The 24,678-nt window shown below is 43.2% G+C and carries 19 protein-coding genes; 16 read left to right on the forward strand and 3 right to left on the reverse strand.

The features are described 5' to 3' along the window. The first annotated feature begins 189 nt into the window (after positions 1-189). The 12 genes from ABKJ27_RS02115 to ABKJ27_RS02170 all read left to right on the forward strand — a co-directional run bounded on the left by ABKJ27_RS02115 (position 190) and on the right by ABKJ27_RS02170 (position 14,137). A complete protein-coding gene (locus ABKJ27_RS02115) occupies positions 190-1,803 on the forward strand; it encodes a ribonuclease Y (RefSeq protein ID WP_410011936.1) in 1,614 nt (537 codons plus the stop codon). Positions 1,804-1,932: 129 nt separating this feature from the next. Beyond that, on the forward strand, positions 1,933-2,559 hold the full coding sequence (gene gmk / locus ABKJ27_RS02120; RefSeq protein WP_000775041.1) for a guanylate kinase: 627 nt from the start codon (positions 1,933-1,935) through the stop codon (positions 2,557-2,559). Between the two features lie 24 nt (positions 2,560-2,583). Then, the gene (rpoZ, locus tag ABKJ27_RS02125; protein WP_000979235.1) at positions 2,584-2,898 is read left to right on the forward strand and encodes a DNA-directed RNA polymerase subunit omega; all 315 of its coding nucleotides are present in this window, start codon (positions 2,584-2,586) and stop codon (positions 2,896-2,898) included. A 65-nt stretch (positions 2,899-2,963) separates the two neighbouring features. Next, on the forward strand, positions 2,964-5,360 hold the full coding sequence (locus ABKJ27_RS02130; protein ID WP_410011937.1) for a primosomal protein N': 2,397 nt from the start codon (positions 2,964-2,966) through the stop codon (positions 5,358-5,360). A 12-nt stretch (positions 5,361-5,372) separates the two neighbouring features. Next, positions 5,373-6,308 carry a methionyl-tRNA formyltransferase gene (gene fmt, locus ABKJ27_RS02135; RefSeq protein WP_410011938.1) on the forward strand — a complete coding sequence of 312 codons (936 nt, stop codon included), beginning with the start codon at positions 5,373-5,375 and terminating at the stop codon, positions 6,306-6,308. Further along, a complete protein-coding gene (rsmB, locus tag ABKJ27_RS02140; protein ID WP_410011939.1) occupies positions 6,301-7,614 on the forward strand; it encodes a 16S rRNA (cytosine(967)-C(5))-methyltransferase RsmB in 1,314 nt (437 codons plus the stop codon). Before fmt ends, rsmB begins: the two co-directional genes overlap by 8 nt. Before the next feature lie 14 nt (positions 7,615-7,628). Beyond that, positions 7,629-8,369, forward strand: coding sequence for a Stp1/IreP family PP2C-type Ser/Thr phosphatase (locus ABKJ27_RS02145; protein ID WP_033682216.1), 741 nt, complete (start codon positions 7,629-7,631; stop codon positions 8,367-8,369). Beyond that, positions 8,366-10,279, forward strand: a complete 1,914-nt coding sequence (gene pknB, locus ABKJ27_RS02150; RefSeq protein WP_410011940.1) for a Stk1 family PASTA domain-containing Ser/Thr kinase — start codon at positions 8,366-8,368, stop codon at positions 10,277-10,279. The genes ABKJ27_RS02145 and pknB overlap by 4 nt, the downstream gene beginning before the upstream one ends. 88 nt (positions 10,280-10,367) lie before the next feature. After that, complete coding sequence (locus ABKJ27_RS02155) at positions 10,368-11,126, forward strand: threonine/serine exporter family protein (RefSeq protein ID WP_049516265.1); 759 nt, start codon at positions 10,368-10,370, stop codon at positions 11,124-11,126. A gap of 1 nt (position 11,127) precedes the next feature. Next, a complete protein-coding gene (locus ABKJ27_RS02160) occupies positions 11,128-11,577 on the forward strand; it encodes a threonine/serine exporter family protein (protein WP_033686494.1) in 450 nt (149 codons plus the stop codon). Positions 11,578-11,690: 113 nt separating this feature from the next. Beyond that, a complete protein-coding gene (locus ABKJ27_RS02165; RefSeq protein ID WP_049516267.1) occupies positions 11,691-12,863 on the forward strand; it encodes a hydroxymethylglutaryl-CoA synthase in 1,173 nt (390 codons plus the stop codon). After that, a complete protein-coding gene (locus tag ABKJ27_RS02170) occupies positions 12,863-14,137 on the forward strand; it encodes a hydroxymethylglutaryl-CoA reductase, degradative (protein WP_410011941.1) in 1,275 nt (424 codons plus the stop codon). The genes ABKJ27_RS02165 and ABKJ27_RS02170 overlap by 1 nt, the downstream gene beginning before the upstream one ends. 143 nt (positions 14,138-14,280) lie before the next feature. On the opposite strand, the gene ABKJ27_RS02175 is transcribed toward ABKJ27_RS02170, so the two are convergent. Together ABKJ27_RS02175 and ABKJ27_RS02180 are read right to left on the reverse strand one after the other, a co-directional pair. Then, positions 14,281-15,246: a LacI family DNA-binding transcriptional regulator gene (locus ABKJ27_RS02175; protein WP_000226009.1), complete on the reverse strand. Its 966-nt coding sequence runs from the start codon at positions 15,244-15,246 to the stop codon at positions 14,281-14,283. Beyond that, positions 15,227-16,681, reverse strand: a complete 1,455-nt coding sequence (locus ABKJ27_RS02180; protein WP_033685441.1) for a sucrose-6-phosphate hydrolase — start codon at positions 16,679-16,681, stop codon at positions 15,227-15,229. The genes ABKJ27_RS02175 and ABKJ27_RS02180 overlap by 20 nt, the downstream gene beginning before the upstream one ends. Before the next feature lie 379 nt (positions 16,682-17,060). Here ABKJ27_RS02180 and ABKJ27_RS02185 point away from each other — a divergent pair, with 379 nt between their 5' ends. Then, positions 17,061-18,947: a sucrose-specific PTS transporter subunit IIBC gene (locus tag ABKJ27_RS02185; RefSeq protein ID WP_410011942.1), complete on the forward strand. Its 1,887-nt coding sequence runs from the start codon at positions 17,061-17,063 to the stop codon at positions 18,945-18,947. A 149-nt stretch (positions 18,948-19,096) separates the two neighbouring features. Further along, positions 19,097-19,984, forward strand: a complete 888-nt coding sequence (gene scrK / locus ABKJ27_RS02190) for a fructokinase ScrK (protein ID WP_049492068.1) — start codon at positions 19,097-19,099, stop codon at positions 19,982-19,984. A gap of 319 nt (positions 19,985-20,303) precedes the next feature. Here scrK and ABKJ27_RS02195 read toward each other — a convergent pair whose 3' ends face one another. Beyond that, the gene (locus ABKJ27_RS02195) at positions 20,304-20,921 is read right to left on the reverse strand and encodes a TVP38/TMEM64 family protein (protein ID WP_000076168.1); all 618 of its coding nucleotides are present in this window, start codon (positions 20,919-20,921) and stop codon (positions 20,304-20,306) included. Between the two features lie 147 nt (positions 20,922-21,068). On the opposite strand from ABKJ27_RS02195, the gene ABKJ27_RS02200 reads away from it, so the two are divergent. Together ABKJ27_RS02200 and ABKJ27_RS02205 are read left to right on the forward strand one after the other, a co-directional pair. Beyond that, positions 21,069-24,059 carry a type I restriction endonuclease subunit R gene (locus ABKJ27_RS02200; protein WP_410011943.1) on the forward strand — a complete coding sequence of 997 codons (2,991 nt, stop codon included), beginning with the start codon at positions 21,069-21,071 and terminating at the stop codon, positions 24,057-24,059. A gap of 387 nt (positions 24,060-24,446) precedes the next feature. Beyond that, a complete protein-coding gene (locus tag ABKJ27_RS02205) occupies positions 24,447-24,662 on the forward strand; it encodes a hypothetical protein (RefSeq protein ID WP_410011944.1) in 216 nt (71 codons plus the stop codon). Positions 24,663-24,678: the final 16 nt, after the last annotated feature.

The raw sequence follows: 24,678 nt of genomic DNA on the forward strand, positions 1-24,678 counted from the left end.
TCTACTGAAAAGTAGGCTTTTTCTCAAGTCTCTACTAAACTACTATTTCTAAATAACAATTTTATTTTTGTGAATGTGTTCCAATTTCCCCAAAACATATTCTATTTTAGGTTTGTGAAAATCACTTTTTTATGGTAGAATGTAAAAGAATGTATGTCATTCGGAATAACAATAAAATGAGGTAAAAACATGGAAATCATGTCGCTTGCGATTGCTGTTTTTGCCGTCATCATTGGTTTAGTCATTGGATATGTCAGCATCTCAGCCAAGATGAAATCATCTCAGGAAGCTGCAGAGTTGATGCTTTTAAATGCTGAACAAGAAGCAACTAATTTACGTGGACAAGCTGAACGTGAAGCGGATTTACTTGTTAATGAAGCTAAACGTGAAAGCAAGTCTCTTAAAAAAGAAGCACTATTGGAGGCCAAAGAAGAAGCCAGAAAATACCGTGAAGAAGTGGACGCTGAATTCAAATCAGAACGTCAAGAACTCAAACAAATCGAAAGTCGTTTGACAGAGAGAGCTACTAGCCTTGACCGTAAGGACGACAATTTGACGAGTAAAGAACAAACACTTGAACAAAAAGAACAAAGTATTTCTGATAGAGCGAAAAACCTTGATGCGCGTGAAGAGCAATTAGAGGAAGTCGAAAGACAAAAAGAAGCAGAGCTAGAGCGTATTGGTGCCCTGTCTCAGGCAGAAGCACGAGATATTATCTTGGCTCAGACAGAGGAAAACTTGACCAAGGAGATTGCCAGCCGCATTCGCGAAGCTGAGCAAGAGGTCAAGGAACGTTCTGATAAAATGGCCAAGGACATTCTGGTTCAAGCTATGCAACGTATCGCTGGTGAATATGTAGCGGAGTCAACAAACTCAACGGTTCATCTGCCAGACGATACTATGAAGGGACGCATTATTGGTCGTGAAGGACGTAACATTCGTACCTTCGAAAGTTTGACAGGGGTTGATGTGATTATTGACGATACACCAGAAGTGGTGACCTTGTCAGGTTTTGACCCGATTCGCCGTGAGATTGCCCGTATGACTATGGAAATGTTGCTCAAAGATGGTCGTATTCATCCAGCTCGTATTGAAGAGTTGGTTGAGAAAAACCGTCAAGAGATTGACAATAAGATACGTGAATACGGTGAGGCCGCTGCCTATGAGATTGGTGCGCCGAACCTCCATCCAGATTTGATGAAGATTATGGGACGTTTGCAGTTCCGTACTTCATATGGACAAAATGTCTTACGCCATTCGATTGAAGTTGCTAAGTTGGCTGGTATCATGGCGAGCGAACTTGGTGAAAATGCGGCTCTTGCCCGTCGTGCTGGATTCCTTCACGATATCGGGAAAGCCATTGACCGTGAGGTTGAAGGTAGCCACGTTGAAATCGGTACGGAATTGGCACGTAAGTACAAGGAACACCCAGTTGTTGTCAATACGATTGCTAGTCACCACGGTGATGTCGAACCAGAAAGCGTGATTGCAGTGATTGTTGCTGCAGCAGATGCCTTGAGTGCGGCTCGTCCAGGTGCTCGTAGTGAGTCTCTTGAAAGCTACATCAAGCGTCTTCATGATTTGGAAGAAATTGCTAACGGCTTTGAAGGGGTACAAAATAGCTTTGCCCTTCAAGCAGGACGTGAAATCCGTATCATGGTCAATCCAGGACAAATCAAGGACGACAAGGTCACAATCTTGGCTCATAAAGTTCGTGAGAAAATTGAAAACAATCTCGATTACCCAGGAAATATCAAGGTAACCGTGATTCGCGAGCTTCGTGCAGTAGATTATGCTAAATAAATAAGAAAGAGCAGTTGAAAAATTACTGCTTTTTTGTTACACTAGATAGAAAGACTGTAAAGGATAATCTGGCTTTTTGCCGTTATTCTAGAGAAATGTAATTTCGCAGACTGACTAAAAGGAGACACAATGGCAGACCGAGGCTTACTAATCGTATTTTCTGGTCCTTCAGGGGTTGGAAAAGGAACGGTTAGAAGAGAGATTTTTGAGAGTTCTGAAAACCAATTTCAATACTCTGTATCGATGACGACACGCGCACAACGTCCTGGAGAAGTGGACGGTGTTGACTATTTCTTCCGCACTCGCGAAGAGTTTGAAGAGCTGATTCGTCAAGGACAGATGTTGGAATACGCGGAATATGTCGGCAACTACTACGGAACTCCTCTGACCTATGTCAACGAAACCTTGGACAAGGGAATCGATGTTTTCCTTGAAATTGAAGTTCAAGGCGCTCTTCAGGTCAAGAAAAAGGTTCCAGATGCTGTCTTTATCTTCCTGACACCACCAGATTTGGATGAATTGCAAGATCGTTTGGTAGGACGTGGAACAGACAGCGCAGAAGTGATTGCCCAACGAATCGAAAAAGCCAAGGAAGAAATTGCTCTTATGCGAGAGTATGATTACGCGATTGTCAACGATCAGGTGCCCCTAGCTGCTGAGCGTGTCAAACGTGTTATCGAAGCAGAGCACTTCCGTGTGGATCGTGTCATTGGTCACTATCAGGAGATGTTACCAAAATCTCCAACTACCCGATAAAATTTAGAAAATAGGTACAAGCAAATGATGTTAAAACCCTCTATTGATACCTTGCTCGACAAGGTTCCATCAAAATATTCACTCGTAATCTTGGAAGCAAAACGTGCCCACGAATTGGAAGCAGGTGCGCCAGCAACTCAAGGTTTCAAGTCTGAAAAATCAACTCTTCGCGCTTTAGAAGAAATCGAATCAGGAAACGTTACAATTCACCCAGATCCAGAAGGAAAACGTGAAGCAGTGCGTCGCCGTATCGAAGAAGAAAAACGCCGCAAAGAAGAAGAAGAAAAGAAAATCAAAGAGCAAATCGCTAAAGAAAAAGAAGATGGTGAAAAAATTTAAGGTTGGGGGGACTCAATCTTATTTTTTCTATTGCAAGAATATACTGACAAGGAGGAGGTGAGAAGATGGCGATTGCCAAGATTATTGTTGATGTGCCCTTGATGCAGACGGACCAGCCCTATAGTTACAGGATTCCAGAGGAATTTCTGGGAATGCTGGAAGTTGGGATGCGGGTTCATGTGCCCTTTGGTAAGGGGAATCGCCTGATTCAAGGGATTGTTCTTGGTTTGGAGTCTCAATCAAATGAGGAAGAGATGGAGCAAGATTTAAAAGATATTGCTGAGGTACTGGATTTTTCTCCTGTTCTCACGCAAGAACAACTCTGGCTGGCTGAGGAGCTCCGCAAGTCTGTCTTTTCTTACAAAATCTCTATCCTCAAGGCTATGTTGCCAGGATTTCTGAACTCCAGCTATGACAAGATTCTCTACCCTCTGGCAGGTCTGAGTCAGGAAGACCGAGAGCGTTTGTTTGGTTCAGAAGATTCGCTTGCCTTTTCTTCACTAGACCTTGCCAAACAAGCTGAAATGATGCGTTTGACTAGAAAAGGCCTGCTTGGGCTAGAATATCAGGCAGTCGATCAAAAGAAGGTCAAGACCCAGTCTTGGTATGAGGTTGATCTTGTTCAGTTAGAAGGTGTAGAGATTTCTGCACGTGCCAAGAAAAAGTCGGAGTTGAGAGATTATTTGCTGTCTCATCCTGAGAGTGCTTCCTTGGCTAGCTTGTTAGAGTTCTACTCGCGGGAGCAAGTCAACTTCTTTGTAGAACAAGGTGCTGTGACCATAGTCCAAAAGGAAGTGCAACGCTCGGCTGCTTATTTTGAAGGCATTGAGGCAAGTCAGGCTTTGGAGTTGAATCCTGAGCAAAGACAGGCGCGAGATGCGGTTGTCAGTGCGATTGGCAGTTATCAGCCTCCCTTCCTCCTTCAAGGGATTACAGGAAGTGGGAAGACAGAAGTTTATTTGCAGATTATCCAAGGTGCCTTGGATAAGGGCAAGACAGCTATTTTGCTGGTACCTGAGATTTCTTTGACTCCTCAGATGACGGAGCGTTTTATCGCTCGTTTTGGGGACAAGGTTGCTATTCTTCACTCAGGCCTGTCCAATGGTGAAAAGTATGATGAATGGCGCAAGGTGGAGCGTGGCGATGCCCAAGTTGTTGTTGGCGCCAGATCGGCCATCTTTGCTCCGCTGAAAAATCTGGGTGTCATGATTATCGATGAAGAGCATGAAGCGACTTATAAGCAGGACAGCAATCCTCGTTACCATGCCAGAGAGGTAGCTATTTTACGGGCTCAGTATAATCAAGCAGCTCTGGTACTTGGTTCAGCAACTCCTAGTCTGGAAAGCCGTGCGCGAGCTGGCAAAGGCGTCTATCAACACTTACGTCTGACCCAACGGGCAAATCCTTTAGCTAGGATCCCTGAGGTTCAAGTGATTGATTTTCGGGACTATATCGGACAGAATGAGACGTCAAACTTTACGCCTCCTTTGCTAGAAGCTATTCAGGACCGTCTGGCTAAAAAAGAACAGGTGGTTCTCATGCTCAATCGTCGTGGTTATTCTAGCTTTGTCATGTGTCGAGAGTGTGGGACGGTAGATACTTGTCCCAACTGTGATATTTCCTTGACCTTGCACATGGATACCAAGACCATGAACTGCCATTATTGTGGCTTTTCGAAGGATATTCCTCAGGTCTGTCCTAACTGTAAGAGCCGCAGTATTCGTTATTATGGGACAGGAACTCAGAAGGCTTATGACGAGCTAGCAGAACTCTTTCCGCAGGCCCGTATTTTGCGGATGGATGTAGATACGACGCGTAAGAAAGGTGGCCACCAAACTCTTCTTGACCAGTTTGGACGAGGTGAAGCGGATATCTTGCTAGGTACTCAGATGATTGCCAAGGGCTTGGATTTTCCCAATGTGACCCTAGTCGGAGTTCTCAATGCGGATACAGCCTTAAATCTGCCTGATTTCCGTTCTTCTGAGAGAACCTTCCAGCTCTTGACTCAGGTAGCAGGCCGTGCAGGCCGGGCTGAAAAAGCTGGTCAGGTTTTGATTCAGTCCTATAATCCGCAGCACTATGCTATTCGATTTGCCAAGGATCAGGATTATGAAGGCTTTTATGCCTATGAAATGGGAATCAGACGTCAACTAGGCTATCCACCTTACTATTTCACCATTGGTATTACCCTTTCTCATAAGAAAGAAGAAGAGGTGATTAAACGTGCCTATGAAGTCATGAACATTTTGCGGTCAGGCTTGTCAGAGACCAGTAACATTCTTGGGCCAACGCCCAAACCCATTGCCCGCACCCACAACCTTTATCATTATCAGATTTTAATTAAATATCGTTTAGAAGATGAGCTGGGGCCGACCCTCAACCAAGTTTTGGCCTTGACTCAAGAACGGGAAAATAGTGAGCTCCGTCTCAGCATTGACCATGAGCCACAGCAATTTTTATAAGAAGGAGAAGATATGACAAAATTAATCTTTATGGGGACCCCCGACTTTTCAGCAACAGTCTTAAAAGGACTTTTGACAGATGACCGTTACGAAATTCTAGCCGTTGTGACCCAGCCAGACCGTGCTGTCGGACGTAAAAAAGTTATCCAAGAAACCCCAGTCAAGCAGGCTGCCAAAGAAGCGGGTCTTCCAATCTACCAACCTGAAAAATTATCTGGAAGTCCAGAGATGGAAGCTATTATGAATTTAGGAGCAGATGGAATTGTGACTGCTGCTTTTGGGCAGTTTCTCCCAAGTAGACTCCTTGATAGCATGGACTTTGCGGTCAATGTTCACGCTTCTCTTCTTCCAAAACACCGTGGTGGTGCGCCAATCCATTACGCCTTGATTAAAGGGGATGAGAAAGCCGGTGTGACCATTATGGAGATGGTTAAGGAAATGGATGCAGGAGATATGATTTCTCGTCGTAGCATTCCCATCACAGACGAGGACAATGTTGGAACCTTGTTTGAGAAATTGGCGCTAGTTGGTCGTGATTTGCTTTTGGACACTTTGCCTGCCTACATTGCTGGGGAAATCAAACCTGAACCGCAGGATCCAAGTCAGGTTACCTTCTCGCCAAATATCAAGCCAGAAGAAGAAAAACTGGACTGGAACAAAAGCAATCGCCAACTTTTCAACCAAATTCGTGGGATGAACCCCTGGCCTGTTGCCCATACTTTCCTTAAGGGCGACCGCTTTAAGATTTATGAAGCCCTACCAGTAGAAGGTCAGGGAAATCCAGGTGAGATTCTCTCTATCGGCAAGAAAGAATTGATTGTCGCAACGGCAGAAGGGGCTCTATCCCTCAAACAAGTGCAGCCAGCTGGTAAGCCTAAGATGGACATCGCTTCCTTCCTCAACGGAGTTGGACGTACATTGACTGTAGGAGAACGATTTGGTGACTAAAGTAGAAACGGCAAGAAGTTTAGCCCTAGCGGTATTAGAGGATGTTTTTATCAATCAAGCATACTCAAATATCGCCTTAAATAAGCATCTCAAGGGAAGTCAACTCTCAGCAACAGACAAGGGCTTGGTGACCGAGCTGGTCTATGGAACGGTAGCCCGTAAACTGACTCTGGAATGGTACCTATCCCACTTTATTGAAGACAGAGACCAGTTAGACAGCTGGCTCTATGTCCTTCTCCTCATGAGTGCCTACCAGCTCCGCTATCTGGATAAGATTCCAGACCATGCTGTGGTCAATGAAGCAGTAGAATTGGCCAAAGTCCGTAAAAAGGGCAGTGAAAAATTGGTCAACGCCGTCCTTCGCCGTATCCTGCGTGAAGGCTGGCCAGAGATTGTCAGCATCAAACGAAAAAACAAGCGTGATTCCATTGCCTATTCTCTCCCAGTTTGGCTAGTTGCCAAGCTCAAGGAAGAATACGGAGAAGAGCGAGCGCAGGCTATTTTTGAAAGTCTCTTGGTGCGTAACAAGGCAAGCATTCGTGTAACAGATCTAGGACGAAAAGAGGAAATCCAAGCCTTGTTGGAGGCCAGTGATTCATCCTTGTCTCCTTCTGGTTTGGTTAAGGAGCAGGGACATTTTGCAGGCCATGATTTGTTTGCGGATGGAGCTATTACCATCCAAGATGAATCCAGCCAGCTTGTTGCTCCGACGCTTGATTTACAAGGTGATGAACAGGTTCTAGATGCCTGTGCGGCTCCAGGTGGGAAAACAGCCCATATAGCCTCTTATCTAACGACAGGTCAGGTTACGGCTTTGGACCTTTACGATCACAAGTTGGACTTAATCCAAGAAAATGCCCAACGTTTAGGAGTTGCAGATCGGATTCAAAGGCAAAAATTGGATGCCAGAAAGGTACATGAGTTTTTTGGTCAGGATTCATTTGATAAGATTTTGGTAGATGCTCCCTGTTCAGGAATTGGTCTTCTGCGCCGCAAACCAGATATCAAATACAATAAAGAAACGGCAGATTTCGCGTCCTTGCAGGAAATTCAGCTAGAAATATTAGGTAGTGTTTGTCAAACACTACGCAAAGGTGGTATAATAACTTATAGTACCTGTACTATTGTCTCAGAGGAGAACTTTCAAGTCGTACAGGCATTTTTAGAAAGTCATCCTGAATTTGAGCAAGTAACACTAGAACATGAATGTAAGGATATCATGAAAGATGGCTGTATCCTCATCACACCTGAATTGTATGGAAGTGATGGATTCTTCATCAGTCAATTTCGCAAGATATCGGATTAGGAAGGAACTGACATATGGAAATTTCAATATTAACGGATGTTGGTCAAAAACGAACAAATAACCAAGACTATGTCAACCACTACGTCAACAGAGCAGGTCGTACTATGATTATCTTAGCTGACGGGATGGGAGGACACCGTGCAGGAAATATCGCGAGTGAAATGGCGGTTACAGATTTAGGTATCGCTTGGGTAGATACCCAAATTGATACCATCAACGAGGTACGTGAATGGTTTGCTAACAACCTTGAGATGGAAAATAAAAAGATTAACCAATTGGGGCAAGATGAAGCCTATAAAGGAATGGGAACAACTCTTGAGGCTGTAGCCATTATTGACAATCAGGCTATTTATGCCCACGTTGGAGATTCTCGTATTGGTTTAATTCGTGGAGAAGAATACCACCAGTTAACGAGCGACCATTCCTTGGTCAATGAATTGCTTAAGGCAGGTCAATTGACGCCTGAAGAAGCAGCTAGCCACCCACAGAAAAATATTATTACCCAGTCAATCGGTCAAAAAGATGAAATTCAGCCTGATTTTGGAATGATTACCCTTGAGCCGGGAGACTATCTCCTACTTAATAGTGATGGATTAACAAATATGATTTCAGGAAGTGAGATCTATGATATTGTAACCAGCGATATTCCTTTGGCAGATAAGGCAGCAACCTTGATCCGTTTTGCCAATAATGCAGGTGGTTTAGACAATATCACAGTTGCCCTTATTGCTGTTAATGAGGAGGCAACAGAATGATCCAAATCGGCAAGATTTTTGCCGGGCGGTATCGGATTATCAAACAAATTGGTCGAGGAGGCATGGCAGATGTCTATTTGGCCAAGGATTTGATTTTGGACGGTGAAGAAGTGGCAGTGAAGGTCCTGAGGACCAACTACCAAACAGATCCTATTGCAGTGGCTCGTTTTCAGCGGGAAGCGAGAGCCATGGCAGATCTGGACCATCCTCATATCGTTCGGATTACAGATATCGGTGAAGAAGAGGGACAACAGTATCTCGCAATGGAATATGTTGCTGGATTAGACCTCAAACGCTATATCAAGGAACATCACCCTCTTTCAAATGAAGAAGCGATTCGAATCATGGGACAAATCCTCTTGGCTATGCGCTTAGCCCATACTCGAGGAATTGTTCACAGGGACTTGAAACCGCAAAATATCCTTTTGACCCCAGATGGGACTGCCAAGGTTACAGACTTTGGGATCGCAGTAGCCTTTGCAGAGACAAGTCTGACTCAGACCAACTCAATGCTAGGTTCCGTTCATTATTTATCGCCAGAGCAGGCCCGTGGTTCTAAAGCAACTGTGCAGAGTGATATCTATGCAATGGGTATTATTTTCTATGAGATGCTGACAGGTCATATTCCTTACGATGGGGATAGTGCGGTGACCATCGCCCTCCAGCATTTTCAGAAACCACTGCCATCGGTTATAGCTGAAAATCCATCTGTGCCTCAGGCTTTAGAAAATGTTGTTATCAAGGCAACTGCCAAGAAATTGACAGATCGCTACAAATCAGTCGCTGAAATGTATGTGGATTTGTCTAGTAGTTTGTCTTATAATCGTCGTAATGAACCAAAGCTAGTCTTTGACGATGCCACTAAGGCAGATACTAAGACTCTACCAAAAGTATCCCAGAGCACATTGACCTCAATTCCTAAGGTGCAAACACAAAGTCCGAAGCCACAGATTGTGAAACCTAGTCAGCAGGCTTCAGAAGACAATTACGCAACCAAGCCTGTTAAGAAACGGAAATTTAGAGTTCGTTATATGATTTTGTTGGCCAGCATTCTATTGGTGGCAGCCTCTCTGATTTGGATATTGTCCAGAACTCCTGCAACCATTGCTATTCCAGATGTGGCAGGTCAGACAGTTGCGGAGGCTAAGGAAACGCTCAAGAAAGCCAATTTTGAGATTGGTGAGGAGAAATCAGAGGCTAGTGAAAAGGTGGAAGAAGGGCGGATTATCCGTACAGATCCAGAAGCTGGTAGCGGCCGAAAAGAAGGAACTAAGGTCAATTTGATTGTTTCTTCTGGTAAGCAATCTTTCCAATTGAGCAATTACGTCGGACGCAAGTATACGGATGTCGTAGCTGAACTTAAGGATAAGAAGGTTCCTGAAAATCTCATTAAGATGGAAGAGGAAGAATCTAGCGAAAGTGAACCAGGAACGGTTCTAAGACAAACACCAGCAGCAGGAACTACGTATGACTTATCAAAGGCTAGTACGATTGTTTTAACAGTTGCTAAAAAGGTAACTAGTGTAACCATGCCGGGTTATATCGGCTCAAGTCTTGAATTCACTAAAAATAATTTGATTCAAATTGTTGGGGTGAAAGAGGCTAATATTGAAGTTGTTGAAGTGTCAACCGCTCCTGAAGGAACAGCAGAAGGAAATGTTGTGGATCAGACTCCAAAAGCGGGTGGAAAAATTGATTTAGCCAGCACACGTATTAAAATTTCGATTTATAAACCCAAAATACCACCATCAAGTTCCTCTTCAACGTCAGTTCAACGTGGTAACCAAGGTTCACCTACTACTCCAAATCAAGGGAATCAACAAGGTGGCCAGCAAGGAAATCAACAAGGAACGGTTCCTACTCCGAATCAACCAAATAGTGAAGGAAACCACGAAAATTCTCGTGATTAAACGAATCTTTGTCATGATTTCATGGCAAAGATTTTTTTTGAGTCCGGATTTGTGATAGAATAGAAGGAGTTGATAAAAGGAGGAACGCATGGAAGAATCAAGAGAATTAAATGCCGTCATCGATGTGATTATGTTAGCTGGAACCATTCTTCTCAAAAGTGGCTCAGAGATTCATCGTGTAGAAGATACCATGATCCGTATTGCGCATTCGCAGGGGATTGTGGATTGCAATGTTCTTGCCATGCCTGCCGCTATCTTTTTCTCCATTGAAAATACCAATATTTCGCGCATGAAGCGCGTGACTTCCTCTTCTTATAACATCGAAAAAGTCTGCGATGTGAACCAGATTTCTCGTCAGTTGGTAGGGGGGCAGATTGATTTAGAGACGGCCTTCAAGCAATTGACGGCCTTGCAAGCCCAGCCCCTTCCTTATACTAAGTTGCAGGTAACTTTGGCTGCGACCTTTAGCGCCCCTTTCTTTTCAATTATGTTTAGTGGAAATATCTACGACGCACTTGGGGCAGGAGTAGCTACCTTATTTGGTTTTGCCTTTTCCCTCTATGTAGAGAAGTTTATCCGAATTCCCTTTGTGACAGCCTTTGCTGGAGCCTTTGTCTTTGGGATGATAGCCCAGTTTTGGGCTAGCTATACAGGCTTTCCTTCAACAGCAGATTTGATTATAGCTGGTGCGGTCATGCCGTTTGTACCAGGAATTGCCTTGACTAATGCGGTCCGTGATATTATGACTAACCACATAAACTCTGGTATGAGTAAGATGTTTGAATCTCTGCTCATTACCCTTGCTTTAGGGGCAGGAACTTCTGTCGCCTTGGTATTGATGAACTAATATGACACTAACAACCTTTTTATTACAAGCAGTGGCAAGTCTTCTTGCTATTATCACTTTTTTAATCGTACTCAATGTGCAACGCTCTATGCTCTTACCTGGAGGGATTTTGGGCATGGCTGTCTGGCTAATCTATCTCTTGCTCAAGGAACCGACCAATGTTATTGTGGCTACTTTTATTGCAGCCATTATCGGTTCTTGTGTCAGCCAGATTTTAAGTATTCTTTATAAGACACCTGCTGTGGTCTTTATCTTGGCCATCTTGGCACCTCTGGTTCCGGGTTATCTTTCCTATCGGACAACTGCCTTTTTTGTGACAGGAGATTACAGTCATGCCATTGCTAGTGCAACCTTGGTTGTTATGTTGGCTTTGGTGATTTCCATTGGAATGGCTAGCGGAACAGTGATTCTCAGACTTTATTCTTACTTACGAAAACAGCATAATGGTTAGAATAATAAGCGACTTGATTTGGTGAATCAAGTCTTTTTTCTCTCTTTTACTGCTATTTGTGATAAAATAGTATAGAACGATTTTTTACAATGAATGATAAAACAGAGGTAAATATGACAATCGGTATTGATAAGATTGGTTTTGCGACCAGTCAATATGTCTTGAAATTACAAGACTTAGCAGAAGCGAGGGGAATTGACCCTGAAAAATTAAGCAAAGGACTCTTGCTCAAGGAATTGAGTATTGCGCCCCTAACTGAGGATATCGTGACCTTGGCGGCCAGTGCAAGTGATTCTATTTTAACTGAGCAAGAGAGACAAGAAATTGACATGGTCATTGTAGCTACTGAGTCAGGAATTGACCAAAGTAAAGCTGCAGCCGTCTTTGTGCATGGTTTGCTGGGCATCCAGCCCTTTGCTCGTAGTTTCGAGATTAAAGAAGCCTGCTATGGAGCGACAGCGGCCCTTCATTATGCCAAATTGCATGTGGAAAATTCTCCAGAGTCCAAGGTCTTGGTCATTGCCAGTGATATTGCCAAATACGGTATTGAAACCCCAGGAGAACCAACTCAAGGTGCTGGAAGTGTGGCCATGTTGATTACACAGAATCCACGCATTATGGCTTTTAATAACGACAATGTGGCTCAGACTCGTGACATCATGGATTTCTGGCGTCCAAATTACTCAACAACCCCTTATGTAAATGGTGTCTATTCTACCCAACAATATCTAGATAGTTTGAAAACGACTTGGCTTGAATACCAAAAACGCTACCAGCTTACCTTAGATGATTTTGCTGCGGTTTGCTTCCACTTGCCTTATCCTAAATTAGCGCTAAAAGGCTTGAAAAAAATCATGGATAAGAACTTGCCTCAAGAGAAAAAAGACCTCTTGCAAAACCATTTTGATCAGTCTATTCTCTACAGTCAAAAGGTGGGGAATATCTATACAGGTTCACTTTTTCTTGGACTTTTGTCTCTCTTGGAAAATACAGATAGCTTGAAGGCTGGGGATAAAATTGCCCTTTATAGTTATGGAAGTGGGGCTGTCGCTGAGTTCTTCAGTGGTGAATTGGTTGAAGGATATGAAGCTTATCTGGATAAAGACCGTTTGAACAAGCTCAACCAACGAACTGCCCTGTCTGTTGCAGACTATGAAAAAGTCTTCTTTGAGGAAGTAGAGTTAGATGAAACAAATTCTGCCCAGTTTGCTGGCTATGAAAATCAAGATTTTACCTTGGTTGAAATTGTTGACCACCAACGCCGTTATAGCAAGGTTGAAAAATAATGAAGATAAGTTGGAATGGATTTTCTAAAAAATCATACCAAGAGCGCCTCGAGCTGTTAAAAGCTCAGGCGCTCCTTAGTCCTGAGAGACAAGGGGGTTTGGAGCAGGATGAACAGATGAGTGTAACTGTGGCAGACCAGCTGAGTGAGAATGTAGTGGGAACTTTTTCTCTGCCTTATTCGCTGGTCCCAGAGGTTCTCGTTAACGGTCAGGAATACACAGTTCCTTATGTGACAGAAGAACCCTCAGTGGTTGCTGCGGCCAGCTATGCCAGTAAAATCATCAAGCGAGCAGGTGGCTTTACTGCTCAGGTTCATGAGCGCCGGATGATTGGTCAGGTAGCCCTTTATCAAGTTGCTAATCTTGAACAAGCGCAAGAGAAAATTGCCAGCAAGAAATCCGAACTCTTGGAACTTGCCAATCAAGCCTATCCTTCTATCGTTAAACGAGGAGGTGGGGCGCGTGATTTGCGTGTAGAGAAGATTAAGGGAGAAACAGACTTTCTCGTTGTCTATCTCCATGTCGATACCCAGGAAGCCATGGGAGCCAATATGCTCAATACCATGCTGGAAGCCTTGAAACCAGTCTTAGAAGAACTCAGTCAGGGACAGAGTCTCATGGGAATCCTATCTAACTACGCGACCGATTCTCTGGTGACTGCAAGCTGTCGCATCGCCTTTCGCTACTTGAGTCGCCAAAAGGATCAAGGACGAGAAATTGCAGAGAAGATAGCCTTGGCTAGTCAGTTTGCGCAGGCTGATCCTTACCGAGCTGCTACCCACAATAAAGGGATTTTTAATGGTATTGATGCCATTTTGATTGCCACTGGTAATGACTGGCGTGCTATTGAGGCAGGAGCTCATGCTTTTGCCAGTCGAGACGGGCGCTACCAAGGTCTTAGTCAATGGACGCTGGACCTTGAAAGAGAAGAATTGGTTGGTCAAATGACTCTTCCTATGCCTGTAGCGACCAAGGGTGGCTCTATCGGCCTTAACCCTCGTGTGGCCCTCAGTCACGAACTACTGGGAAATCCTTCTGCCAAAGAATTGGCCCAGCTTATCGTGTCTATCGGACTTGCCCAAAATTTTGCGGCCCTGAAAGCCTTGGTTAGTACGGGCATCCAGCAAGGCCACATGAAATTGCAGGCCAAATCCTTAGCTCTCCTAGCAGGAGCCAGTGAATCCGAGGTAGCTCCCCTAGTCGAGCGCCTCATTGCAGATAAAACCTTTAACCTAGAGACAGCCCAGCACTATCTCGAAAACTTAAGATCATAAAAAAACTCAGACCGATCGGTCTGAGTTTTTCTTGTGCTTATACTCTTCAAAAATCAAATTCAAACCACGTCAGCTTCGCCTTGCCGTACTCAAGTACAGCCTGCGGCTAGCTTCCTAGTTTGCTCTTTGATTTTCATTGAGTATTAAATACTTTTTCCTGGTAATAGTGTAACTGGTAAAAAGTAGCCTGTTGTGGCAACTTCCTTGCCTTCGATCTTCTGCAAGAGGAGGTCAACAGTGAGGCAGGCAATCTCTTCCAAAGGTTGCTTGATAGTAGCCAATTGAGGGTAGTAATTCTCGATAAAGTAGGTCCCATCATATCCGATGACTTTAAGCTCTTCCGGGACAGAAATGCCCAGTTCTTGTGCAATTTTAATGACTAGAATAGCTGTCAAATCATCCGAAGCAAAGATGGCATCTGGTTTTTGTCGAGTTAAGATATTCTTGATTTCCATTTCTTTTCTGACAGGAGAAAAGTCACTGGAAACATTGATAATAGGAGCTTTTGGGAGTACGGATGCAAAACCAGCGTGGCGCAGTCCAGTTGGCGAATTGGAATTGTCATTCCCTGTAATCATGATGATAGACTGGGCGCCTGTCTTAACCAGGGTCTGGGCCGCAAGAACTCCTCCAGCATAGTTGTCAGAGGAAACGACAGGAATATCTGGTGACAGGTTTCGGTCAAAGGAAATAATCGGCGCTGTCACGCGATTGTAGTCTTCGATTCCCAAGTTGTGACTACCAGAAATGATGCCGTCTACCTGATTGGCTTCCAACATTTCGATGTATTCTCGCTCCTTCTCAGAATCGTGCTCGCTGTTGCAGATGATTGTCTTGTAACCATTTTTGAAGAGTTGGTGTTCCAGCTTATCAATCAATTCTGCATAGAAAACGTTGGAAATATTGGGGAAAATCAAACCGATTAACTTAGCTGATTTTCCTTGCAGACTACGAGCTAGGTTGTTGGGTTTATAGCCCAATTCCCGCATGGCTTCATTGACCTTTTGAATAGTTTTCTCTGATAAATAGCCTTTTTTATTGATAACCCGAGAAACGGTAGTAGGGCTGACGCCTGCAAGTTTGGCGACATCAGTTAGTTTTGCGACCATAATCTAATTCATAGTAAGTTCCAGTTGGGTTTCCAGATTTGATCAGGATACCATTTTGGTCCGCATGTGGGAAGACACGACCAGAAAATACTTTTTCTCCTTTATTGATGAAAATTTCAAAGACAGAGTTATCGATGAAGATTGTAGCAGTAGTAGCCTGGTTATCGATTGGGCAAGAACGAGTTGTCCCAAATTCTTGAGCGTACTGTTCACCAGCTTGGCTACGATCCACTGTCACTTGACCATTTACAAGGTCAAAGTTGATTGAAAGTCCCTTGCCTTCTTTATCAGCAAGTAAGACAATCTCGCTCTGGCTATTGGCTTCCAAGTTGAGTTCAAGTTCGTAAGTGTTATTGGTTTGGGCACGATTTGAGAAGGCTTCTTCAGAAGCACGAAGGTCCTTGACAGCTGCGACTGGGTATTGGTAGAGTTTACCGTCTTTGATAGTGAGTTCTTTGACCAAAGAGAAGGTTCCTTGGTGGTCAAAACGATCAGAAGGGTAAGAAACATCTGGCAAACCAAGCCAGCTAACAGCTAGAGCACGTCCATCAGGAGAGTTGAAGGCTTGAGTTGCATAGGCTTCGAAACCATAGTCCATGTTTTGAAGTTGAGACACATCTACCATTTTGGCATTTTCAGGGTCAAAGGAAGCCCCGATCTTATACATATTTGGATAGATATTATCGTAATCTAGAACTTTCTTATCCAATCCTTGTGGGCAGTAAAGAAGGACAGGTTGCTCCCCTACAAAGATCAGATTTGGGCATTCCATCATATAGGCAGTGCGGTCGTTAGCAAAGTCAAGGTCGCCAACAGCTTGCCAGTTTGTGTAGTCGTTGTCAATAGCTTTGTAGAGACGAACGAAGCCTTTTTTCTCCAAATCTTGTCCACCGACGATGGCATAGTATTGACCTTTAAAATTAAAAATTTGCGGATCGCGGAAGTGGTCTGTAGAGTCTGCCGGCTGGTCAATTAAGATCTTGTCAATCTTCGTAATATTGCCTTCCTTATCCATCAAAGCCCCAATCTGGTATGGGTGACGGATCCAATTTTCATCGCGGACATTTCCTGTATAAAATAGGAATAAGTTATCGCCAAACTGCATGGCAGAACCAGAGTAGGCACCGTGGCTATCTAATGGAGTGTCAGGCAAAACTTTGACTCCAGTTTCTGTGAAATGAACCAAGTCCTCACTTTCCAATTGAACCCAAGATTTCAAACCATGGGCTGCACCAAAAGGAAAGTTCTGATAAAAAACAATCCACTTTCCATCAAAGTAAGAAAAGCCATTTGGGTCGTTTAGGAGTCCTGTTTTTGGCTCAACATGGTAATGAGTATGCCATGGAGATTGTGCCATATTTTCTTTTATATGTTGAATTTCTTCTTGCGTCCAATCTTGATAAAGTCTGTAACGACGCTCAGTTGTCCATTTCATTCATTCATTCCTCCAAAAATCTTATCACTTTTAATAGTAACCGTTTTCGGAAAAAAAAGCAAGCCTTTTATGTTAAAAAAAAGAAAAAACTGTCAAACGTTTGTCACAAAATAAATGCAGGAAATCAATCAAATTTTCACGAAAATATGAAAGAGAATGAAACAAAACCCTTTTAAATAAGATTTTAAACTTATTTTTTCAAGGAATACCTGATAAAACAGTCAAAATCAATCAATCTAAAGCATGCTTACTAAGTGGATAGAATATTTTTTCTGCAAAACGCTTGACATATTTCTAAAACATGATAAAATAATAGTCGTAGGGCGGATAAAATCGCTTTCAAACAAGAACAAAATTTTATATAAGGAGATTTTTGCAAATGAACAATCAGGAAATTGCAAAAAAAGTCATCGATGCCTTGGGCGGACGTGAAAATGTCAACAGTGTTGCCCACTGTGCGACTCGTCTTCGTGTCATGGTCAAAGATGAAGGAAAAATCAATAAAGAAGTGATTGAGAACTTGGAAAAAGTTCAAGGTGCTTTCTTTAACTCAGGTCAATACCAAATCATCTTTGGTACAGGTACAGTTAACAAAATGTACGATGAAGTTGTTGCACTTGGTTTGCCAACATCATCTAAAGATGATATGAAAGCAGAAGCTGCCAAACAAGGGAACTGGTTCCAACGTGCTATCCGTACTTTCGGTGACGTTTTCGTTCCAATCATCCCAGTTATCGTAGCAACAGGTCTTTTCATGGGTGTACGTGGTCTATTGACTGCTCTTGGAATGACACTTCCAGCTGACGTGACAACTTACACGCAAATCTTGACAGATACAGCCTTTATCATCTTGCCAGGTTTGGTTGTGTGGTCAACCTTCCGTGTATTCGGTGGAAATCCAGCCGTTGGTATCGTTCTTGGTATGATGCTTGTTTCTGACTCGCTTCCAAACGCTTGGGCAGTCGCTTCAGGTGGTGAAGTAACAGCTATGAACTTCTTTGGTTTCATCCCTGTTGTTGGTTTGCAAGGTTCTGTTCTTCCAGCCTTCATCATCGGGGTTGTCGGAGCTAAATTTGAAAAAGCTGTCCGCAAGGTTGTTCCAGATGTCATTGACCTCTTGGTAACGCCATTTGTTACACTTTTGGTCATGTCTATCCTTGGACTCTTTGTCATTGGACCGGTCTTCCACGTCGTTGAAAACTACATCCTTATCGCTACAAAAGCGATCCTCAGCTTGCCATTTGGTCTTGGTGGTTTCTTGATCGGTGGGGTTCACCAATTGATTGTCGTGTCAGGTGTGCACCACATTTTCAACTTGCTTGAAGTTCAATTGCTTGCTGCTGACCATGCTAACCCATTCAACGCGATCATCACAGCTGCTATGACAGCTCAAGGTGCTGCGACTGTTGCGGTTGGTGTTAAAACTAAAAATCCAAAACTAAAAACACTTGCTTTCCCAGCTGCTCTTTCTGCCTTCCTAGGTATTACAGAGCCTGCTATTTTCGGGGTTAACTTGCGTTTCCGTAAACCATTCTTCCTTTCATTGATTGCTGGTGCAATCGGTGGTGGATTGGCTTCTATCCTTGGACTTGCAGGTACTGGTAATGGTATCACCGTCATCCCTGGTACAATGCTTTACATCGGTAACGGACAACTTGCACAATACCTTCTTATGGTAGCTGTATCATTCGTTCTTGGTTTCGCTCTTACTTATATGTTTGGTTATGAGGATGAAAAAGAAGTTGCTACTGAAGTAGAGACAGAACGTTTGGTCCAAGAAGAAACAACTGGTAACATTCCAGCAACTCTTCAAAATGAAACACTTGTAACTCCTATCGTTGGTGACGTTGTTGCTCTTGCTGATGTTAATGACCCAGTATTCTCAAGTGGAGCTATGGGACAAGGTATCGCTGTGAAACCTAGCCAAGGTGTGGTATATGCACCAGCTGATGCTGAAGTTTCAATTGCCTTTCCAACAGGACACGCTTTTGGTTTGAAAACAACTGATGGTGCTGAAGTTTTGATCCACGTTGGTATTGACACTGTATCTATGAATGGTGAAGGTTTTGAAGCAAAAGTTGCTCAAGGTGACAAGGTGAAAGCTGGCGATGTTCTTGGAACATTTGACTCAAACAAAATCGCTGCAGCTGGACTTGATGATACAACAATGATTATCGTTACAAATACAGATGACTACGCTTCAGTAGCTCCAGTCGCAACAGGTTCAGTTGCGAAGGGGGATGCTGTGATCGAAGTGAAAATCTAATCAATCCTCTCTAATGTGAAAACGAACAAATGACATGTTTGTTCGTTTTTGCTTGAATGGTAAGATTTACAGAGGAAAATCTAAAAAATTGAGAAACTTAGATTTTTAAAATATGCTATAATAAAGAAAATAAAAACAAGAGGTTTATCATGACAAAATTATATGGAAGCTTGGAAGCGGGCGGTACAAAGTTTGTCTGTGCTGTCGGTGATGAAAACTTTAACGTTGTAGAAAAAACACAATTTCCAACAACAACTCCAATCGAAACAATCGATAAAACCATTGAGTTCTTCTCAAAATTCGATAACCTTGCTGGTCTTGCAGTTGGTTCATTTGGTCCCATTGATATTGACAAAAACTCAAAAACTTATGGTTTTATCACAACGACTCCAAAACCAAACTGGGCAAATGTGGACTTGCTTGGTGCCCTTCGTCGCGCCCTCAACGTGCCAATGTACTTCACAACAGACGTAAACAGCTCTGCTTATGGTGAAGTGGTTGCCCGTAACAATGCTGGTGGTCGTATCGAAAACTTGGTTTACTACACAATCGGTACAGGTATCGGTGCAGGTGTTATCCAACGTGGTGAGTTTATCGGCGGTGTGGGTCACCCTGAGATGGGTCATTATTATGTTGCTAGACACCCAATGGATATTGAAAAAGAGTTTAAGGGTGTTTGTCCTTTCCATAAAGGATGTCTGGAAGGCTATGCAGCTGGTCCAAGTTTGGAAGCTCGTACAGGTGTTCGTGGGGAAAACATTGAACTCAACAACCCTGTTTGGGATGTTCAAGCCTACTATATCGCTCAAGCCGCGGTTAATGCGACAGTGACTTTCCGACCAGACGTGATTGTCTTTGGTGGAGGGGTCATGGCTCAACAACACATGCTGGATCGTGTCCGTGAGAAATTTACAGCTCTTCTCAATGGTTACCTACCAGTGCCAGATGTGCGTGAGTACATCGTCACTCCAGCAGTCGCAGGAAATGGTTCTGCTACTCTTGGAAACTTTGTTCTTGCAAAAGAAGTTTCAAAATAAAGCACAAAATCCGCTTGGGAAACCAAACGGATTTTGTAGTTGAAAACAATATTTTTGAGCTTTTCCTTAAGTGATTACGGACGGTAGCGACTTTCTTCGAAATTCCATACCTAAACTTTGAGCCTAATGTCTCAAAGTTTCCGAACACCTGAAACCATTAGATTTCAGGTGTTTCTATCACGGCGGAAAGGCTAGGTAAGTCCTCGCCTCACTATCGAAAAATAGGTATGATTTTCATACCAAAGTATATTTAGTATCAAGCTATAGTCAATCTACGTTCTAAAAATCCGCTTGGGAAACCAAACGGATTTTTTACATGTCAAAGCATTTGCCAGAAAAAGTCGATAATATAGGTCAGACCGTAGGTATAAACCACGAGGGTAAAGGGCTTGGTCAGAATGATGATAGTCATATAGCGCTTGAAGCTCATCTTGGTCAGGGCAGCCAGCATACAGAGAAAGTCAGCTGGACTAATGGGCCAAATCATCATAAAGATAAAGAAACGGTCAAAACGATTGCCCTTGTCCAACCAGCCGATATACTTGTCATAGGTACGCTTGCTGACGACAGACTGGACAAAGGCAGCTCCATAGAGGCGCACCAGATAAAAGATAATGGCACAGCCAATCACAATCCCGATATAGTTGTAGATAGTCCCGATGATGTGACCGTAGATAAAGACCCCAGCTACCGAGGTCAAGGCCCCGGGAATAATAGGAACGACGGTCTGTAAAATCTGTAAAAAGATAAAGAGAGGTGGCCCCCAGATACCTGCCTGCTGGATAAAGGCAGATAGGGTTTCCTTAGACTGTAAAATCCCAGCTTGATAAGCCCAAATACAGAAAATCAAACTCCCAACCCCACCGACAATCGATGAGATGTTGATAACTTGCTGTAGAAGGGGAGAAACAGCTTTCATTTGTTTATCCTGTGACATGTAAACTCCTCATAGATAGTATAATTCTACTATACCATATTTTTGAGGAGAAAGGGGGAATGTGTCTTTTTTCTATGGGAAGAGTGATGGATTTTGAGGATAAACATGCTATAATAAAGGGAGCAGACAAGTAGCAAAGGAGAGAGTATGATACAGGTAAAACCAGAACTGGAGATAGAAAAACAACTGATCAACCAACTGGTAACTGGGGAAAGTCAGTGGACTTACAGAGAAGACCTTAAAACAGAAGAGCAATTATGGGAAAACTTCTTTGAAAAGTTAGCCCAGAACAATGTGGCTCTATTGGCAGATCATCCTCTGACAGAACAGGAAAAACGCCAGATAAAGAATCAATTAATCTTTGTTAGCTACTATGATGCTGCCAAGTGGTTGGTCGGCGAAAATGGTATTGCCAAGGTTGAGGTTCAGAGAGAAGATGTTAGTTTGGGGACTATCCGTTTATCTGTTATTTGGCGAGACAATATCGCAGCTGGTAAGTCCAGTTATGAGGTTGTCAACCAAGTCGAGAGAGATAAGATAAATCCTCAGGATCAAGACCGCAGACTAGATGTGACCCTCCTGATTAATGGCCTTCCAATGATTCAAATCGAACTTAAAAGTCCCCGAGTTGCTTTTCTAGATGCCTTTCATCAAATTAAGAAGTATGATAGGGAAGGCAAGTTCCGTGGCATCTACTCTAGCTTACAGATGTTTGTTGTGACCAATAAGGTAGACACACGCTATATCGCTGCAGCCAGAGAAAATAAACTCAACAAGCAATTTCTAACCAAGTGGGTGGATAAGGACAATTATCCAGTGACAAACTTGACCAGCTTTGCTCATGAAGTTCTTTCTATCCCTCGTGCTCATCAAATGGTCATGCAGTATTCTGTCCTTGATGATAGTAAGAAAGCTCTTATTCTCTTGCGCCCCTATCAGATTCATGCCATAGAAGCAGTGCAAGAAGCCTCTCGCCAGCAAGCATCAGGCTATGTTTGGCATACGACAGGTTCAGGGAAGACCCTGACCTCCTATAAGGTGGTGCGGAATCTCCTCCAAATCCCGTCCATCCAAAAGACGATTTTTGTCGTTGACCGCAGGGATTTGGATCAACAGACTACTTCATCCTTTCTCTCCTATGCGACCAATGATGTCATTGATATTGATGAGACGGATAATACCCATGATTTGGTCAAGCGCTTAGGAAGTAATGATAAGCGTGTCGTGGTAACGACCATCCAGAAAATCACTACTATGATGCGTAAGTTTGAGCAAGGCCTTTACCAAAGAGATGCGAACAAGATCAAGGGACTCCGAGTGGCTTTTGTCGTGGATGAATGCCACCGTGCCGTGACGCCACAAACACAAAAAGACATTAAAGGCTTTTTCCCTCAGTCTCTCTGGTATGGTTTTACAGGCACACCTATCTTTAAGGAAAATAAACGCCAGCAAGTCGGCGATCTAGCCCAAACCACCCAGCAACAGTACGGTGACCGTCTCCATGAGTATACAGTCAAGGAAGCCATCCATGACGGAGCAGTTTTAGGCTTTAAGGTAGATTATCGCAATACCCTCATCACGGATAAATCCGAAAACGACATACCAGATACTGTCTACGAGGATGAGGAGCATATGCTGGAAGTCTTGGATGCCATTATCAATAAATCCCGTCAACAGCTAGGTTTCCAAAAAGGAGTGGGTAAGACCTATAATGCTATCCTGACCGTCAAATCAATCCCTCAAGCCCAAGCTTACTATGACCTCCTCAAACGGGTCAAGGCTGGGGAGACAAGAGTCAAGGTATCGGAGAGGGTCAAGCAGATCCTTCCTGACTTTCCAAAGGCGACTATCACCTACTCGGTCACAGAAAATGAAGAAGACTCAAGAGCCAATCAAGACCACATGAAGCAGGTTTTAGAAGACTATAACCAAGAGTTTGATACTCACTTTACTATGGCGGATCTTCGTGGCTTTAATACGGATGTCAATAATCGTCTAGCTCGAAAGCAGGATAAATACCTCTATCGCAAGGAGCAGTTGGACTTGGTTATCGTGGTCAATCGTCTCTTAACGGGATTTGATGCCCCTTGTCTATCAACTCTCTTTATCGACCGCAAACCCATGCAACCGCAGGACTTGATTCAGGCCTTTAGCCGAACCAACCGTATCTTTGATTCTAGTAAGACCTACGGTCATATCATCACCTTCCAAAAGCCTCTAGCCTTTAAGGAAGCAGTGGACAATGCCCTTAAGCTCTACTCAAATGGTGGTGAAAACGAGGTCCTAGCCCCAAGCTGGGAAGAGGAAAAGAGGAACTTTTTACGGAGTTGCAGTGATTTCAAAAATCTTGCTACTGATGACTATGTGAATGGTCTAGATTTCGAGCAAGTCTCTACACCTGAGTTGAGGAAACTAGCTAAAACCTATCAAGCCCTTGATAAGTACCTAGCCTCTATCCGAGTGTATAAAGAGTATGATGAGGAAGAAATTTACGGTCAGACGGGACTTGATGGAGAGAAGTTGGAAAGGTATCTGGGCCTTTATCGAAATGTCCTTGCAGAATTAAAAAGCCGAATAGAGTATGATGACGATGGTGAACCACTTGATATCCACTATGAACTGGAGTCTATCCAAGTGGATGAGATCAACTATGCCTATATCTTGACCTTGATTCAAAGTCTGATTGAGCAAGGCCGGAGTCAAGAAAAGAATCTAAGCGCTCAAGATAGGGAAGCCGTGGATAACTATATTCAGAGTCTTGAGAAGACTAATCCAAATCTTGCTCAGATCATCACTGAACTGTGGAGAGAAGTTCAAGAACATCCAGAAAGCTATCGTGGTCAGTCTATCGCAAATATCTTGGATCAGATGATTGAGGCGGTCATCCAGCAACACATTCAAGTCTTTAGTAAGCGTTGGTATGTCGGAGAGGATGAACTCCGTTACTATGTCGAACACTACCGTAAGGGAGCTAAAAAACAACTAGGAGAAAGCCAGCTGACTAAGAGCCAGCGCTATCAGGACTATAAACTAGAGGTGGCGGATGCCCTTAATCCTCTCCTCTACAAAAAACAAATCAAGGAAGCCTATACCCAGCTAGTAGAGGAAGTCATTGAGACGTTGAGGGTTGGGAGATAGGTCTTCGAGACTTAGAACAGGCCTCTTTCCTAAAGTTTATATGAATTCTAGGTTTAGAATAATTATGTTTCCATAAATTTAAAGGTATTCTACGTTTCGAATACCTTATCTGCGAAAGTTTTGAGGTCTTCTAGCTTTCGAATAGTCGTCTTTCCTAAAGTTTATATGTATTCTGAAGCTAGAAAAATCAAAATCTAAAAATAGTAAGGGTCTCTATCTGATGGACGGGGTGTGTGTCCAGTCAGATAGGGATTTTTGATTTTGGAAATATCTGAGTTGTCCTGAAAAGTACGTTTTAGATGGAAATAATGACAGTTGAGCGGATGGGGGTTAAAATGGTTTTGGAAACTGTTAGAATGAATGTATCAACTTAAAGGAGAAAAATTGATGAAGAAAGTTAGAGATGATGAGGAGAGTGTACTATGGTCACTTCCTGTATTTGGAATTGTATTGCTAGTCTTTGTATTGTTTCAAGTCTTTGAAGTAAAGGACAGTTCGATGTTAATAGAACATAGGAGAGGGAGTGTTGTAAAATCTGTTCCAAGAGAACCTCATCTTGCAGATTTACTCTCCTCTTGGTTTGATAGAGAAGATAATAAATGATTCGTTAAATAGAAAG

The organism is Streptococcus sp. KHUD_011 (genome assembly GCF_046352925.1).
Lineage (GTDB): Bacteria > Bacillota > Bacilli > Lactobacillales > Streptococcaceae > Streptococcus.